We start from the raw sequence: 15,453 nt of genomic DNA, 5'->3' as shown, positions 1-15,453 counted from the left end.
TTTGTAGGATCATGATTGAAGGATTTAGATTTATACTTATTGCTTTTTTAACCGTTTTCACCTTAAACCCAGCTGATGCGCAAACGGAATTTGAAGAAAGCCACAACAAAGTGTCCATGCGAATGATTGGCCATCAAGTATTACTTAGTCAGGGCGATAGTACATCACGGGTATTACCAATCAAAAAAGAAGGAGGGAAGTACAAGATTGAGTTTGCGACGGAATTTGCTTTTGACCCTGAAGATTTAGGAATAGCGATTCATTCAGTGGTAAAAGAAAGACACATTGCCAACCATTACATTGTGGAGGTTGTGGATTGTGCAACCAACGAAGTAGTGTACAGTTACGAGATTATTGATGTAAATCAGGAGATGCTTCCATGTGAAGGACGACTTCAACCAAAGGGATGTTATATGATTTTGGTAAGCATGCTAGAGGTTAGTCCAGTAGAATTTGAAACGAGTGGAATAAGTATGGAGAACAATGCATTTTTGCAATATGCAAACTCTAATAAAAATGCAGGACTCATCTTATTGCTTTTCCTGTTTGGTACAATTGCTTTCGTTTGGAAGAAAAATCAAAGGGCTAAAGGTGGCTCAAATCTAATCCCTATTGGTAATTATAAGTTTGATCAACGAAATATGGAGCTTGTGCATAAAAACGAACGAGTTGAGTTAACAAGTAAAGAAGCAGATTTACTTTTTCTTTTGTACAGTTCAGCCAATTCAACAGTTGAAAGGGAACTAATCCTTAAGAATGTATGGGGTGATCAAGGCGATTATGTCGGAAGAACATTAGATGTTTTTATATCTAAATTAAGAAAGAAGCTAGAAGCAGACACCAATGTAAAGATCATCAATATTCGAGGAGTTGGCTATAAGTTGATTTTAAGTGAAGTAGCTTAATCACAATTATGCTCTTCCAAAACACACTTATTCAGAATAAAACTTATCCTTTTCCCAATTCTCAGGATTTGTTTTGATATAATAGGTAATTCGTTGAAATTCTTCTTCGTTGCGGATAATATGGTCGTGGTAGCGGGGTTGCCAAGAATTTTCTAATCCTAGTCGGTTGGCGTGTTTAGTTACGGCGGATTGGTAGGAACGAATAATGGCACTTACAGAATTCGATTTGGGTGAAATTCCAGCCATAAATTTATTTTTTGAATCCTTTTGTTCTTGCGGATTTTGTTGATTTTCAGTGCGTAGAGACGTTGCATGCAACATCTCTACAAGACTGCTGTTTGGATCGTCATTTTGTTTATTAACACCAGCCGAGTCATCAGGGTTTGTTTTCGGGATGGGATGGCTATTGTCGCATTGCAAATCCTATTTATCTGCGTGTTCAACATTGCAAATGTAGAACAGGTGGGTATGGTTTCCGATAGTAGTTCCGTTGTAGACGCGATTAATCGCGTCTACAACGGTCGATGTTATCCATTCATTCCTACCAACTATTTGATCTGATTTTCTTATTATCAAAACCCCTAAATATGATCCTGAATACAGAGACTAAAATTACCTCTCCAAAATAAACGCCCGAATATCCTTAGCTAATTGCTTGAAATCGGGCTCGTTATTGTACATCATATGGCCGCCTTCGTAATAGGTGAATTTCACCCTGTCGAGCACCATTCCATTTCTGGAGAAGGTGTATTCTGCATCAAGAAATGGAGTGATCAAATCGTAATAGCCGGAAGCTACGAGTACTTTCAATTCCGGATTTGTACGCATCGATTCACCCAAATCGCGGCTGGTGTTTACGTATTTTGGTTCGCCACCATAGAACCATTTCCACCTCCCGCCAATTCTGCGGTTGCTGGTAAGGTATGGATTCTCCATTTTTACTTGCAGCACATTGGCTAGGTAATCATTAAATGCCGCTGTATAGCCTGGAGTAGTCAAATAGCTGGACGCATCTCCAAGCGTGGGTCTGTCTGCCACTTGGTCTGCTTCTTCTCCGGAGTATCTTCCATCTAGAGTTCCAATGGCTCTGCCTTCATCTTTTAGTAATTCTTTTTTGAATCTATTCATCTGCACTCGGTTGTTGGATCGGAGTATGTAATCGGCATCCAAACCAATAAAATAGCTTAAGCGATTGGCTAAGGCTGATTTTTCCGCAGTACTTAAAAAGTCTCCTTTGTAGAGAGCGGGTAAATATTCGTTGTAGGCAAATTCACGAGCTTCTTGGGCAAAGGCTTCAATAGTTTTGCCTTCACCGGCTTTTTTGTGAAACCAAGCTGTGGTAGCCATACTTGGCAGATAGGTGAAATAGGAAGTGATATTATCTGGCGCAGATGTGGAGCCGGCATAATCCAAGGCTTGGGAAATGAGGATAATGCCGTTCATTCCCATAGCACGGCCTCCTCCTTGCAGCACTTTGGTGACCGCCGCAGCTCGGGTAGTTCCAAAGCTCTCACCCGCCATAAATTTTGGCGACATCCAACGGTTGTTGTCAGCTACCCAAGTGCGAATAAATTCGGCTACTGAAGCAGCATCTTCATTTAACCCCCAGTAATCTTCTTCCTTGCCTTCGCCAATTACTCTGCTGAAACCAGTGCCAATAGGATCTACAAAAACAATATCGGTGATGTCCAGCAAGAAATCCTCATTCTTGACAACAGGTGGTTGGTTTAGGCTTTTGCCTTGCATATAGTCACCTTCTACTTTTACCACATGCGGGCCAAAAAAGCCCATATGCAGCCAGATAGAAGCAGAACCGGGTCCACCATTGAACACGAAAGTTACAGGTCGATTCTTTTTGTCTGCTACATCTTCTTTGATATAACTGATAGACCAAAATGCAGCTACTTCCTTACCGGCATCATTTCTTAGAAAAGTCTCTTTAGCAATAGCCTGGTATTTTATCCTTTGGCCATTGAACGTATTCTCATGCTGGGTGATAAATGATTTTGGTTCGACTGTTTTTTCCTGTGCAAAAAGCAGATTGGGGATAAAGACTAATAGGAGAAAGAGGATGTTTTTCATAGTAAATCAATTTTTTCCCAAGGTAATTTGATTCATCGATAAAAAACAATGAAAAATGATGGCGGGAGGGAAAAGGTATTCGATATGAATTTGTTGTTATTTAACCACTCGTCTCATCGGAAAAGTAATCTTCCTTTCGCTGGAGTCTGTTTGGGCGGAGATCTCAGCGGTTAATTGATTTTCATCTATTTTGGTATAGGTGATTTTCTGTGGGAAATCATGGGTTGGATTTTCGAAAATCCATTGGTTGGCTAAAGAGGAGCTAAGCTTGAATAGGATTGCTTCGTTATCGTTTTGGCCGTCCACTGTTGGGATGTAATACGATTCTCCTTCTCTTATTTGCCAAAGCAGTCGTTCGGTTACGATGGTATCTCCATTTCTTACGGCATAGCTATAGCCACTTAGGGTGGAGTCATTTTCCTTTTTCCAAGTTTCGAAGGTGGGTATTTGACTTTGGGTAAATTCCCAATTCCCAACGAGCCAATTGGTTAATTCTGGCTCTAATAGGTTTACACCTCCCGCTTCTTTCTCTGTTGCTGGACTGCATGAAAGAATAAGGCTGAACAATATAAGGGTGAAAATGGGGAACTGCTTTTTCATGGTGACTATTGATGAATGGATTCAATATATACAGGGAATTTCACTTTAAGAAAATCTTATATTTAAGTAATTTCATAAATTATGGTACAACTGGTTTTGGAGTTCGATTTTATTTTTTACTATTAAGTTGAGTTTAAAGGACAAGTTGGTCTAAAGTAAGTATACTGACGAGCTATTTTTCGAAGTAGATCCATTGCTTGATATTGGCTATAGAGAAGAGTTGGGGTCCTGTGAAAAGAATTTCGTGATTTTTTGCATTTATAGCGGTGTTTTCCTGCTTGTTTTCCCACTTAATAGAGACTAAAAAAACACAAGCCCAATACCGTTTTTGACGATGACAAGAAATAAAAGAACCTTATGAAATTGGTTTTCAATAAGGTTCTTTTAAAATTCTGTATGTCAATGTCTTATAAGAAGTTTACCAACTATATTTGACCATTAAATTATTTAAAGTGAAGTAAGAAAGATAAGTAAAATCTTCCTATAACTATCATAAAGTTGCTAGGGGCACTGTATTCAAAATAGGGTAGGGTAGCTTGGAGTGTAAAATGGCTTTACTTCTTCAAAATACTTAAATATTCTACCCAAGGTCCCACTTCTTTTGCGTACTGTTTTGCCATTACTCGCGATATTTGTGCGATGTGACCTAAATCATGCACCGCCCAAGTAGCTAATAATTGTTTAAGTGTAATTTCTCCCAATTCCGGGTGGGTTCCAATACGACTTAAATCTTTTTCTGTAATATTTAGGGAGGCTAATTTATCAAGGTTCTTCTTTCTCAAGTCTTTGAATTCTTGAACCAGTGTTTCAATTGGTTTACTCTGGTCTTTCTGTAACTGAGCAAATCTGTCAAACGGTTCAAACTCTTTGTTATCAGAATCGCTTAAAACTATTTTGATACGTTTCATCCAATCTGTTTTTTCACCAAAAATTAAATGCCCAAGAATATCATATGGACTCCAAGTGCCTTCCCCTTCATTGTTCTTTATCCAACTTTTTGAGAGTGTTGACAAATATGCCTCTATGACGCGTGGCGTTGTTCTTAATATTTCAATTGATTGATCTAGTCTAAATTCCATCACAATTCTTTTTTATTTTATTGTTATCAATCCAGTTGCTATAAGTCCTTATTACAGCTAACAACTATTTTACTTTTAAAGGTAAATGCAAAAGCATTTATTCATTAGTGCGAGTTCCATTTTTTCATTTTATACGCGGCATCCCAAAATAGGTATTCCATACGAGATGCCGTAATAAAGGCTTCTGTCATTTGTTGTTTTATAGCCTGAGTGGTATTTTCAGCTGCTTTATCGCATAAATCTATAGCATTCTTTACGGCTTGGGTAAAATCCTCTCCTCCATAGGTTGCAATCCATTTTTCAAAGGGATTATTAGAGGATTGGTGATTGGTGATTATATATTCTCCTACGTTTTTATATATCCAAAAACAAGGTAGTGTTGCTGCCATACCAACTTCGACAGCTTCGAATGCTGCTGTGCTTTTTAGGAAATGTGTGTAATGATGGCAGACTGGTTGAATGATTCCTTTGTCGGACACGCCAAAATCTTTAAAATAGGATTCGTGTAAAGCGTATTCCACCACGATGGCATTTTCTGCAAATCGTATATAGGCCAAGGTATCATCAATATGGTGTGCTTTGGCTCCAATTAGAGCAAGAGCTCTTCCAAAATGCTCGAGGTATAACGAATCCTGTAGCATATAAAACTGAAATTTATTTAATGGGAGACTGCCGTTTGATAGTTCTTCTATAAAGGGCATTTTGAGAATAGATTCATAAATTCCGTCTATAGATTGCCAGGCATTTTCAGACCATTTCATTTTTGATAAGTTTTTGAGGGTTAAAAAAGTGATTTAAAGGACCATTTCCTTTTCCAGTTTGTGTATCTGCACCGTGTTTTATAGCATTATAGGCATATTGCTGACCAAGCTCCACTGCTTCATACATACTTTTTCCCAAGGCCAGAAATGATGCTATAGCAGAAGACAACGTGCAGCCTGAACCATGGGTGTTATTGGTTTGAATTTTATGAAATTCAAAAGAATGATAGGTATTGGATTCATCTATAAGCAGGGAAGTGATTACCTCTGTTTGCTGATGTCCTCCCTTTAATAATATATTTCTACAGCCTAATTTCTTTATGTGCTCTCCGGCCAAGGGCATATCTTTTAAAGTCTCTACGTTAGTTTTTGCAAGGATAGCTGCTTCGTCCATATTGGGAGTGATGATATCGGCAATAGGCAATAGCTTTTTAATGATAGTCCCTATTGTCTCTTCTTCAATAAGTCGATGTCCGCTTGTAGCAACCATTACTGGGTCAAATACGATAGGGATGTGCTTATATTCTTGCAATGTTTGTACGATGACATCAACCAGCTCTGATGTGTGTACCATACCTATCTTTATGGCGTCCGGAACAATATCTTCCATGACGGTTTCAAGCTGTTCGGCTACGGCTGTTATGGGAATGGAAAATATATTTTTTACCCCTTGGGTGTTTTGTATTGGTAAGGCTGTTAATACAGATGTGGCGTAACATCCCAAGGCTGAAATCGTCTTGATATCTGCTTGGATACCGGCGCCACCGCTACCGTCGAACCCTGCGATTGTAAGTACAGACGGGTATTTATATTTCTTCATTTTAGGATTTCGTTTTTTAATTCGTAGGCTGCTTTTTGAGGGTTAGTTGCACTACAGATAGCCGAAACTACAGCAATACAGTCTGCACCTGCCTTTATTACCGATTTCAAATTGTTTAGGCGGATATTACCTATGGCAACCAAAGGTTTATCGGTAAGATTTCTCATCGTTCGTATACCATCCAGTCCCCATTCGGTAATGGTATCGGTTTTAGTAGGTGTTTTGAAAACAGGACTGATACCTAGGTAATCAGAGAGGACTACTTGATCATTTCCAAGCTGTTCAAGGTATTCTATAGAATAGCCTATGCATTTAGTTTCGCTCCACTGATTTCTTATTTCAGTGGGAGTAATATCCTTGGTGCCAACATGTATACCTATCGCATCTACTTTCTTTGCTACTTCTATATTGTCATTGATGATGAGGGGAATCTGGTATTTAGTAGTTATTTCTTTGAGTTGGAATGCCTTACGAATATACGTTTCCGTTAGGTCATTCTTTTCCCTTAGTTGGATGACATCCACTCCTCCTAAAATTGCTTGTTCGGCTATAGTAAGAAAATTTTGGCCTTTACAGTCTGCTTGAGAAATGACCAGATAGAGTTTATATGGGAATGACGATTGCTTTTTCATCCCTCTGAAATATTAAGATGTTCGCTAAATTCAGTTTCAGTTATAGCGTAAAGTTTGTCTATGATATGCATTTGCAGACTGCCCGGTCCTGAAGATTGCCTTTCAGAAAGTTCTCCCACTATGCCAAGTAAGGCCATTGCAGCGGTGGTCGCTTCTGTTTTGTCTTCAATTATAGCGACAAAGGCAGCTATCAGTGCCGATGCGGTGCAACCTAATCCTGTCACCTTGGTCATCATCGGATGACCATTCTTTATTGATATTGTTCGCTTCTTGTTATCTAAAATGACATCCGTTTCACCTGAAATACACACAACAGAACCATATTGATTTACCAACGCATGAGCTGCTTGAATGGCATCATTACTTGAAGCGGTGCTGTCTACTCCTTTGGTTGATGATGTATTGAATTTTGCAAGAGCTAATATCTCAGATGCATTCCCTCTTATCACTGTAGGGCTGTACAGCAATAGTTTTTGAAGGATTTCATTTCTATAAGGTGTCGCACCTGCACCTACGGGGTCAAGTACCCAAGGTTTATTTAGCGTATGGGCAGTTTCCGCTGCCATCAACATAGCTTCTGACCAATATTCGTCTAGTGTGCCAATGTTGATCAATATAGCATCTGCAATGCCTGCCATATCGTTCACTTCGGCTTTAGCATGAGCCATTACAGGTGAAGCGCCTACTGCGAGCAATGCATTGGCTGTATTGTTCATTACCACATAGTTGGTAATGTTGTGGATTAATGGGGATTGGTTTTTTACTGATTGAATGTGTTTCCAAAGTGTTTTTTCCATTTTGCGCTATTTATTTTGAGATAAAAAATAGCTTTAGGAAAAAACCGAAAACAAAGAAAGAAACAACTTTTAGATAAGAAGTCTTTTTTGCTTTTCCCTACGTCGGTGTAAGCCGTATCAGGTTCAAAGGGACTCTCTCAATTCTTTTCAGAATACCCCTAAAGCGTATGCAAAGCTACAAAATATTATGATACTTGGTTTTTTGATTTTAGAAAGTTAGTTCTGTAACTAGATTTCAGTATGCTTTCGAAGCTCTTTTGGCTACGATTTTCGTAAATAAAAGGCTTTTGCATCTGGCTATTCTCAATTGCGAAGGGTTGATAAGCCAATTTTAAAATAGGAAACGAGTGTGTTGAGAAGTTCAAGTAAGTCTCAGTGAGTAGGTTTAGAGGTGAAATTCGTCATTGCCTACTCGACTACCAGTAATATCTTCTTTTAAGCGATATTAAAGTCATACTTATCCAGTTGAATACTGAATTAATGTAGGTTTTTAAAAGCATTGAAGACTTTTAAAATTGTCTCAATAGTCATGTTCTTTGTATTCCTTTCCAGTTTCATCTTTTATCCTTCTTTTTAGCGTTTGTATACACCATGCATTTTAATTTTTTGAAGGATCAAATACCCAAAGATCATAGTTGTGGAATTCAAATTCATGTCCTATGTATAGCTTGTTATTGACAAAAAAATAATGAATGTCATTGGGGTCTAGATTTGAAGGAAAAGGATCCTCGGCCTCCCATTTATCTTGTGTCAAGTCATAGGACCAAAGTTCCTTATCTAACCAATTGCCTTCCCTTTTAGAATCATCAGATGAGATTCCAAAATATATTTTATTATTTAATGAAAAGGAAATAATTTTATCTTTAATAATTCCAGGGTATTCTGTTAATAAACGCCAAGTATGTGCATCACTATCATATTCCCAGATACTTTTGTCACTGGTTAGAACGTAGGCTTTACTACCCATAGCAGTTCCTCCTACTGAAAAGCCTGTTGATGTGGGGATAGGTGATCGAGCAATCCAAGTATTAGTAGTCAAATTATACTCGTGTGATTCGGAAGAGCTTAGAATCATAATTGAATTCCCATTTGAGAGTCCTTGAAAATATCGATGAAATTGATTATCCCGAACGGGAATATTACTTAGATTCGTCCAAATGTCGTTTTCGTACTTATATAAATTAAGGTCAATATTATTAAAAAAATATTGAGAACTCCCAATAGTAACTGAGATAAATTTTGAGCGAGTGTTACCTGAAATTGGAAAATTCCGTACCCTTGAAAAACTATTTTCTACGGGATCGTAAGAAAAAAAATCTGAACTCTGAAACAAAATAAATCCTTTATCATTCATTGAACTACCGAATGACTTAGACCAACCATCTAAGTCAGCGTTTTGAGGATTTAATTTTTCCCATGAGTTTCGCAGACTTCCTAAACTTTCAAAACTAAGAGCGCTTCCGTAAACTGTTATGGAATTATAAACCACAAATGGCCTTACTGAATAATTTAACCCTTTAGCTAAACCATAGTTAACCTCCTTTTCAAAATATCCTTCGGTAAATGGTGCTGATACATGGATTGTGTCTGAGTTTTCAATGGCTGGATTTGTAGAACTCCAAACAAATCCGAATGATTGAACATTATAAGAACCTGCATTTAGTACTTCTGCTCGAAAGATTACTCCTGTTTCAGATGGCTCCACATCTGTCATCATAATGTAAGGATATTCTTTTGGCATAATATCGGCATCATTACAATTCAGCAAAAGAATAGCACAAACAAAAAATATAGAAAGGGTGCTTAGTTGAGTTTTCATGATTAAAAGGAAAAGCTGGTCAAAATTTCAAAATGACTCATCGTTAGTGTGTTTTCGTTTCCGTACAGTTGATTAAACCTGAATTCTAAAGCCGCAATTTTTCTATAGTCTAAATTACGCTGTAAACCAAGGCCAAATGAATAGCCTAACATGCTGTCTGCTATGAGCGTTTCTCTTTGCATGTCACTAATTGTAACAACATTTTGATCCGTTAAGGACTCATAGATAATCCCTTCATTTCTAAAATGATAAGAATAAAGACCACCTGCATTGATAAAAGGTCTCCAACCTAATCTTGGAAGCGTATAACGTAGTAAAAATGGGAAACTTAATGAAGTATAATTGATAACTACATCAACATCGGATTGAGTACTTCTGGAATTAGCTGAAAAGCCAGATTTCAGAAAATTTACGCCTAGATTAACAGAGAAATCACTCAAGTCAATTGGTAAATCTGCAAACACTCCAAGTGTTATCGTAGAACTTGGTGTAAAAGAAATACCCTCAAGTAGTTCTGTAGGTATATTTGAGGGAATAGTTAAAGAAGTACTATTAAAGCCTGCAAGTATTCCAAATCGAGGAAAAGGAAAGGGGTTATTGAGGTTATTGTTGTAAAGGGAAACAAATTTGGAAAGCGACATCCGATTGTATTCTACAAACTGAGACTGGCTGGCTTTCCAATCAAAATCACTCGTTTGTTCAGCTATCGTTTTTCGGAAATCATCATCTTTCTTAATTTCGATAAAAACGGTACTGTCTCGTTCAAGAAAGTAAGTATTGAGACCTTCTTCGGTGTAATAGTAGAGGTTGATTTTCCCATATTCAAGTCTCTCCAAAAAGACTTGTTTTTTCTGTCCTGAAACTGAGATACTCTTGGATTTATAGACAGTGCCATTTCTAAGTCCATACTCTAAAAGTTGCTCAGGATAATATTTAATTTCTTCATTCTCATTTTTCAATCGAATAAATTGGTGATTATCTATCGAAGTTCCCCCTATTAATTTTATTCCTGAAGTCAATGAACTGTCAGTGACTATGTAGGCACCACTATTTTGGGAATAGCCAATATGAGCAATCGTTGTAAAAAATGTAATAATTAACCAGCTCTTTATTTTCCTCATCCAATTTATAATTTACGAGAGTCAATTATGTATAACGTGATTCTGCTTAGAGGCGGCAGGACTGTCTACCGCCAAACAGCCATTCGGAGACGCTCTCTTTCTACCTAAGCTTAATCTCCTAAAGATACTGATTTTCTTAGTTAGTCGGTTCCATCTACTCTATTTAAAATACCAAATTATTCTAGAAGATAAAATATAAAGTATTTCTGAATTCTTTTTAAATACTAATACAACATGAGTAAAGTCTATTGGGAGGAAGTTTCCAACTGTTCAATATTTATGATGTCGTACTACTGATAAATCGGATTTGTAGCCCGACTATTGAACCCCCAAAGACAAATGCGGATCCCATAGCTCTAACGGAGCGATATATCAATAACCCAGAGTGTCAGTCGTGGGATAAAGGAAAAGCACAAATCCACCCTCCCGCACAGTCATCGCGTTTTGCAACAGCCTCAATTCAACTGCTCTTACAATACACTAATGCTCAAAAACTCAATCCATTTTAATCTCTACCGCAATTGTCTGAACTATCCCGCCTCGACGGGCAGGGATTTTTAGGATTAAATGATAGAATATGATTTCTCCATCCTCCATCAACTTCCCTTCACCCATCACCCAAAACCCATAACCCATCACCCAAAACCTCCATCAACTTCCCTTCACCCATCACCCATAACCCATAACCCATAACCCAAAACCTCCACCAACGTTTGTTATATTCCGTTAGTTGAAAATATTCACCCAAAAATCACCAAAATCACCACCCAAAATAGTCCTGAATTTCCTTCAATCTCCAAAGCCTAATCTAGCTCATTATCCATGCGCATTTTGCCCAATTTCAGACCAAATTATGCCCAAATCAACCCGCCTTTTTGCAGATAGTCATTTTTTCGAAAATATTTGAATATTATTATTTTGAATTCATAAATTTAAAATATGAATTTTTTTTCACTCGATTTTAGCCCATTTTAGTGGGTGTTTACCTTAGGGTTTCCTTGGTGTTTCCTTGCTTTCCCATTGGTGTTTAATTGGTCAATAAGGTTTCAGAAAACGCATAAAGCGAATATTGCGCAAAAAGACACATAAAACGAAGAAAACGAATAAAGCGAAAAATGTGCACTGAAACGCATATTGCGAATAAAACGCACACTCATTTTTTTATCCCTAAAGGATTCAGCAAATTAGTTCAAAGCCGAAGCAAACCACCTAAAATGGAGGGTGCTGCCAGGCTAAAAAAATACGATGATCATTGAGCGAAATTTGACTCAAAATCGCAAAATTTCGCCCAAAGTTCAATGCCCAAAATACGTCCAATTTTTTAAAAAGACCCGCAAGGTTTCGAAAACCTTGCGGGTCTCTCATCGCCACCACAACTGTTCGACATTTGAAATGTCGTACCACAGATAAATCGGATTTGTAATCCGACTATCGAATCCCCAAAGCCAAATGCGGATCCATAGCTCCAACGGAGATCTATCAATAACCCACGGTGTTAGCCGTGGGATAATGACGAACCACAGCTCATCCTCCCGCACAATCATTCGAATTAAGGTACTGCCTCAATTCAACTGCTCTCCTAATTTCTCTATGCTCAAAAGCTCAATCCGATTTCTACCTTCACATCAATTGTCTGAATTAAGATTTTTAAGATTTAAAGATTCTAGGAGTGGGTCCAAGCTCCAACGGAGCGATATATCAATAACCCAGAGTGTCAGCCGTGGGATAAAGGAAAAGCACAAATCCACCCTCCCGCACAGTCATCGCGTTTTGCAACAGCCTCAATCCATTTTAACCTCTACTGCAATTATCTGAACTATCCCGCCTCGGACGGGCAGGGATTTTTAGGATTAAATGATAGAATATGATTTCCAGCTCATCGCTGAAACAGCCAGCCCTTCAAGGTTTTTAAAACCTTGAAGGGCTTCGCTATAAACATCATTTATTTCTAACAAAAATTCACCTCCTCTTATTCATTCCAATTTTTGGGTAATAATTTACTGCTTTGGGTGCCGAAAGAAGTATTTGTTTGGCTTTAGGGGAAGCTAATTTGGTTTGCCGTATTAGCTCTTTTCCAATTCCTTGTTTTTGGTATTTTTCATCAATGGCAACATAATTAGAAGCCCGAAGCTCAAGTGCTTCGGGCTAGATTTTTAATAGGTCTTCATTGTGCTATTTACTAGGGCTACCTATTGTAATTTCCTTTTCGATAAAACCACCGCGGGTGGATAGTACTCTGACTTTGGCTTTGACACCACTCACTTTATTGAGCTTAATTTCGAAGGTCGCCACTTGACTTTGCCCTGGTAAGGTTCTGTCTAAGTATTGAGTCTTGTCTGCCAATGATGGGTTTACAACTTGCACTTGAGCGTCATCTCCACCTTTTGTTAGTTCATTATCAAACTGCAGCTGAACGCGATCTTCACGAACAATCTTCACCAATTGAGCTTGCCTTAATGCGGTAGGTAATTTGCCTGTGTTGGTGAACTTCACCTTCACTGAATAACTGTCTGTACCTGTAGGCTCAATGCTTACATCATCTAAAGTAATCTGGGGTAAATCCATAGCCATGGCTAAATTGAATAATGCTTGCTTTTTGGCCCAGCTTTCTAGTTGCCAAGTAGGCCCATTTTGGCCAAAGAATTTTGGGTGAAATCCACCAATTTCAACTTTGCCTAGGGTAGGGTGGTCAAATGGCTCCCATTCTCTAAAACCACGCCCTCCGTTTTCTTCATCATCCCAACGCAACCCATCGTAATCGTCATAGATACCGTCATTATCGTAATCTTTCATGGCGCCATTATTCCAAAGTTCATCACCATACCAAATAGCTCCGTAATAGAAATACCCAAAATCAGGTCCGTGCCCAAATAGTGGGCTAGGCTTTAACGGATCGCCCGTGGTAGGATTAACTTTATAACGTGTAGCATACGTTTCGAAGACGTCGCCTGCCCATGGGTAACCAGTAATATCCATTCCAATTTGATCGTACTTTTTATAGATATCTAAATCTTCGGGATACATTCTTTCTTCACTTTTAGAAGTTGAAGGTGCTCTCAAGTGCATCGGTACTCTTGTGTCCATAGAGTTAGCCACCGAGATATTCGGGTGGGTTAGCATCCACATTACAATTGATCGCGACTCTGGTTCCGACATAGGGAAAGCACCTGCTCCATTTTGTGTATAGCCTCTGCCGGTAGCATCTTCTCCAATGTCAGGCCGCCAGTTTTCAGGATAGTTTCTGTGCAAATCAAGTCCACCAATACCATCTTCATTAAAACGTCCATCGCCATCGTTATCGATACCCTCGCTATACACAAAGTAATCACCTTTATCAGAACGTTTCATTAAGCGTCCTTTTGGATCTCTAGGGTCTATAATGTGCGTTCCTGTTTCACCCTCTTTGGCTTTGACCCGTATTTCGTAAATGATGCCGTCACCATCTAAGTCCTCCTCATCATCTTCATCAAATAATCCATCTCTATCATTATCATGTGGCTTCACGGTAGATCTGTTCCGCTGAGCAGTATGTAAATACAAATTGGAACCATCAGGATTGTTTTGAGGCCTTAGGTAAATAGCCTTTGTATCAATGAGTGCTGTAATGTCCTTATCTTTTCCATAGCCTTCCAAAAGATGTTGAGTAAGCCATAGAATAGATTCACTACTAGTTATCTCTCCACTATGTCGTCCTCCCTCAAAGTAGGCTGCGGGCTTATCAGTATCCTTTCCTGTTTTCTTATTGGTAAGTGTCATTTGAAGAATGGGGCGTCCTTCAAAGCTAGTGCCTACCTGATAGAGGTCTATAATTTCAGGATATTTCTCTGCCCAAACTTTATACCAGTGATACATCACATCTGCGGTGTGATAAGTATCGAAAGTAAGAACGGATGTAGGTTCATACTCTACTTCTTGATGTCTGAATTGCTTAAAAAAGCTAATGCCATGTCTTTCTCCTTTTACGGTGTACATGGTAGTGTCTTTATCAGACTCTGGCCATGTTACAGGATCAAGGACTCTTACTTCTTGACCGAAAAGAGAAGTGCTACATAGAATGAAAAATAAGAATGTAATCTTTTTGTTCATGGTAAATAGTATTGATTGAACTGAAAGATAAGAAGAAAAGAACTTTTCTTAAGAGAAATTCACCTATCGTTGACAAAGTCATCTATCGAAGATATTCCTCGGTTATTGAATAATCCAACTGTTCGACATTTGCAATGTCGTACTATTGATAAATCGGATTTGTAATCCGACTATCGAATCCCCAAAGCCAAATGCGGATCCATAGCTCCAACGGAGATCTATCAATAACCCACGGTGTTAGCCGTGGGATAATGACGAACCACAGCTCATCCTCCCGCACAATCATTCGAATTAAGGTACTGCCTCAATTCAACTGCTCTCCTAATTTCTCTATGCTCAAAAGCTCAATCCGATTTCTACCTTCACATCAATTGTCTGAATTAAGATTTTTAAGATTTAAAGATTCTAGGAGTGGGTCCAAGCTCCAACGGAGCGATATATCAATAACCCACGGTGTTAGCCGTGGGATAAAGGAAAAGCACAAATCCACCCTCCCGCACAGCCATCGCGTTTTGCAACAGCCTCAATTCAACTAATATACTAATGTCAAAAACTCAATCCATTTTAATCTCTACCGCAATTGTCTGAACTATGATTTTTAGGATTAAATGATAGACTATGATTTCTCCATCCTCCATTCACATCCCTTCACCCATAACCCATAACCCAAAATCTGTCTTGTCCTGAAATAGATTTACGTAAATTGTAAATCATGATTAAAAGAAAATCAGAACTTAAGCGGCTTAATTCT

At 38.4% G+C, this 15,453-nt stretch carries 13 protein-coding genes and 1 riboswitch; of the genes, 1 reads left to right on the top strand and 12 read right to left on the bottom strand.

What is annotated here, in order from left to right:
• The first annotated feature begins 11 nt into the window (after positions 1-11).
• Entirely contained in the window at positions 12-905 is an 894-nt protein-coding gene (locus tag ACOXY8_RS15815) for a winged helix-turn-helix domain-containing protein (RefSeq protein WP_458332584.1), read from the top strand.
• A 27-nt stretch (positions 906-932) separates the two neighbouring features.
• Here ACOXY8_RS15815 and ACOXY8_RS15810 read toward each other — a convergent pair whose 3' ends face one another.
• From ACOXY8_RS15810 to ACOXY8_RS15755, 12 genes are all read right to left on the bottom strand, one after another.
• A complete protein-coding gene (locus ACOXY8_RS15810) occupies positions 933-1,325 on the bottom strand; it encodes a hypothetical protein (RefSeq protein ID WP_458332583.1) in 393 nt (130 codons plus the stop codon).
• Between the two features lie 192 nt (positions 1,326-1,517).
• Positions 1,518-2,987, bottom strand: a complete 1,470-nt coding sequence (locus ACOXY8_RS15805) for a S10 family peptidase (RefSeq protein WP_458332582.1) — start codon at positions 2,985-2,987, stop codon at positions 1,518-1,520.
• Positions 2,988-3,083: 96 nt separating this feature from the next.
• The gene (locus ACOXY8_RS15800; protein ID WP_458332581.1) at positions 3,084-3,587 is read right to left on the bottom strand and encodes a DUF6265 family protein; all 504 of its coding nucleotides are present in this window, start codon (positions 3,585-3,587) and stop codon (positions 3,084-3,086) included.
• Positions 3,588-4,141: 554 nt separating this feature from the next.
• Positions 4,142-4,666, bottom strand: a complete 525-nt coding sequence (locus tag ACOXY8_RS15795) for a DinB family protein (RefSeq protein WP_458332580.1) — start codon at positions 4,664-4,666, stop codon at positions 4,142-4,144.
• Between the two features lie 104 nt (positions 4,667-4,770).
• Positions 4,771-5,427, bottom strand: a complete 657-nt coding sequence (gene tenA / locus ACOXY8_RS15790) for a thiaminase II (protein WP_458332579.1) — start codon at positions 5,425-5,427, stop codon at positions 4,771-4,773.
• Positions 5,414-6,247: a bifunctional hydroxymethylpyrimidine kinase/phosphomethylpyrimidine kinase gene (thiD, locus tag ACOXY8_RS15785; protein WP_458332578.1), complete on the bottom strand. Its 834-nt coding sequence runs from the start codon at positions 6,245-6,247 to the stop codon at positions 5,414-5,416. Before thiD ends, tenA begins: the two co-directional genes overlap by 14 nt.
• On the bottom strand, positions 6,244-6,879 hold the full coding sequence (thiE, locus tag ACOXY8_RS15780) for a thiamine phosphate synthase (RefSeq protein WP_458332577.1): 636 nt from the start codon (positions 6,877-6,879) through the stop codon (positions 6,244-6,246). Before thiE ends, thiD begins: the two co-directional genes overlap by 4 nt.
• Positions 6,876-7,676: a hydroxyethylthiazole kinase gene (gene thiM, locus ACOXY8_RS15775; RefSeq protein WP_458332576.1), complete on the bottom strand. Its 801-nt coding sequence runs from the start codon at positions 7,674-7,676 to the stop codon at positions 6,876-6,878. The genes thiE and thiM overlap by 4 nt, the downstream gene beginning before the upstream one ends.
• A gap of 77 nt (positions 7,677-7,753) precedes the next feature.
• A riboswitch (TPP riboswitch) is annotated at positions 7,754-7,846 on the bottom strand.
• A 428-nt stretch (positions 7,847-8,274) separates the two neighbouring features.
• On the bottom strand, positions 8,275-9,495 hold the full coding sequence (locus ACOXY8_RS15770; protein WP_458332575.1) for a hypothetical protein: 1,221 nt from the start codon (positions 9,493-9,495) through the stop codon (positions 8,275-8,277).
• Between the two features lie 2 nt (positions 9,496-9,497).
• Entirely contained in the window at positions 9,498-10,616 is a 1,119-nt protein-coding gene (locus ACOXY8_RS15765; protein WP_458332574.1) for a hypothetical protein, read from the bottom strand.
• Between the two features lie 1,959 nt (positions 10,617-12,575).
• Entirely contained in the window at positions 12,576-12,722 is a 147-nt protein-coding gene (locus ACOXY8_RS15760) for a GNAT family N-acetyltransferase (RefSeq protein WP_458332662.1), read from the bottom strand.
• A gap of 66 nt (positions 12,723-12,788) precedes the next feature.
• Entirely contained in the window at positions 12,789-14,702 is a 1,914-nt protein-coding gene (locus ACOXY8_RS15755) for a M14 family metallopeptidase (RefSeq protein WP_458332573.1), read from the bottom strand.
• Positions 14,703-15,453 lie beyond the last annotated feature (751 nt).

This window comes from Peijinzhouia sedimentorum (assembly GCF_049340005.1).
Lineage (GTDB): Bacteria > Bacteroidota > Bacteroidia > Cytophagales > Cyclobacteriaceae > CAXBDP01.
This window is presented reverse-complemented; position numbering and strand designations above follow the sequence as displayed.